At 68.1% G+C, this 1,023-nt stretch carries 2 protein-coding genes; one reads left to right on the plus strand and one right to left on the minus strand.

Features of this window, described 5'->3' with window-relative positions:
- Nucleotides 1-844: LysR family transcriptional regulator (locus tag L995_RS20580; protein WP_047473367.1), on the minus strand; the 844-nt coding region annotated here is incomplete at its 3' end.
- Here L995_RS20580 and L995_RS34435 point away from each other — a divergent pair.
- Nucleotides 830-1,023, plus strand: a 194-nt coding sequence (locus L995_RS34435; protein ID WP_231574492.1) for a hypothetical protein, incomplete at its 3' end; no start/stop codon positions are given. The genes L995_RS20580 and L995_RS34435 overlap by 15 nt on opposite strands.

The raw sequence follows: 1,023 nt of genomic DNA on the forward strand, positions 1-1,023 counted from the left end.
CCGCGTCCTCGCGGTGCACCAGGGTGAGCGGGGCGCTCAGCCGCACGGCGGGCTCGAAGGCGCGGTAGACCACGGCCTCGGGATGGGCGCCGCGCACCGAGGCCGGCACGATGGACAGGCCCACGCCCGCCGCCACCAGGTTCACATTGGTCATCATGCGTTCCACCTCGGCGGCCACCTCCACCTGTACCTTGTGCCGGGCGCACAGCGCCAGCAGGTTCGCATACAGCCCCGGCGCGCCCGTGCGCCGCACAAGGATCAGGCGCTCGCCATCGAGCTGCCTGAGCGCCACGGGCCGCGATGCATCGCGCGCCAGCCGGTGGTCCACGGGAATGGCCAGCAGCGCGGGCTCCTGCAGCAGCGTCTCGAAAACCAGGCCTTCGGGCCGGGCCACCGGCACGCGCAGAAAGCCGCAGTGCATGCGCCCGGCCTGCACGGCCTCGGTGATCTCGGCGGCATTGTTCTCGCTCACATCCAGCGCAATGTCGGGATGGCGGCCACGGCACAGGCGCAGCACCTCGGGCGTGAAGGCATGGGCCGCCGCCGAGCTGGTGAAGCCCACATGGATGCGCCCGCGCTCGCCGCGCGCAAAGGCCTGCATGCGGTCGCGCATGGCGGTGAAGTCGGCCAGCAGCCGCGTGGCCTCGCCCTGCAGCTCCAGGCCCGCGTCGGTCAGGTCCACGCCCTTGGGGTGGCGCCGGAACAGTGCAATGCCCAGCTCCTCCTCCAGCGCGCGGATCTGCTGCGACAGCGGCGGCTGCTGCATGCCCAGCAGCTCGGCCGCGCGCGTGATGTGGCCGGTATCGGCCACGGCCAGGAAGTAACGGAGATGGCGCAGTTCCATATATGTGAAAAGTATCCAGCCGATATCCTAAAAATCTTTGAAATATTGGACAAGCCTCTACAGAATCCCATCCAGTCACCGATGCGACCGCTTGCCGCGGCGCGGCAGGTGACTTCCAACAAGAAGCCAAGACAGGAGACAAGACATGCAAGCATCCGCGTATTTCCCAATGCACGCGG

The sequence above is a fragment of the Delftia sp. ZNC0008 genome, assembly GCF_000799035.1.
GTDB classification, from domain to species: domain Bacteria; phylum Pseudomonadota; class Gammaproteobacteria; order Burkholderiales; family Burkholderiaceae_C; genus Comamonas; species Comamonas tsuruhatensis.